The following is a 535-nucleotide window of genomic DNA, read 5'->3' on the forward strand; positions in this document are numbered from 1 at the left end:
AGCTCGTTGCGCACTCGCCCGCATCGCTCCGCCATCCCTTCGACCGATTCGTCGACAAGCGGTTTCCCGAGCGCTAGCGGCAAAAGTGAGTCGTTCGTGAAATGAGGGGATTCATGAGATTCGTGTCCTGTTCGAAGTTTCATCGCAGTAGCTAGCCCGTCTTATTCATGAGTTCGCTTTCGCGGATGGTGCCGGTCGACGATACGCGGGCAGTCGAGGCGTCTCTTTCACCGCGGGTGGGTCTGGACTTGTAGAACGCGCTGGAGGTTGACGGGGCTTGGTTGCGGGGGCATGCCGCCCGGGTCGGCTCACGGTCCTGCCGGCTGCAGCGTCGCGGCGATGGAACGGAACAGACTTGCCTCGGGACAGGCGGCGCCAAATGCCAGGCGGATGAGCGAGACGGTTTCCGTGACGCGGGCGCCGAGCTTGAGGAGCCGCAGCCGCAGCGTGGCGAACTCGGCTTTGCCGAGATGATGGCTGGCGGGCACCGCCTCGCGCAGGGTGAGCATGAGCCAGTAGGCGGCGGTGTGGAGCA

The 535-nt window shown here is 64.3% G+C and carries 1 protein-coding gene; it reads right to left on the bottom strand.

Annotation, left to right across the window (positions count from 1 at the left end):
- Window positions 1–308 precede the first annotated feature (308 nt).
- The coding region (locus tag N1F91_RS31045; RefSeq protein WP_289997775.1) for a transposase at window positions 309–535 on the bottom strand (227 nt) is incomplete at its 5' end.

Origin of the sequence: Aquibium sp. ELW1220 (assembly GCF_030398385.1) — a bacterium.
Lineage (GTDB): Bacteria > Pseudomonadota > Alphaproteobacteria > Rhizobiales > Rhizobiaceae > Aquibium.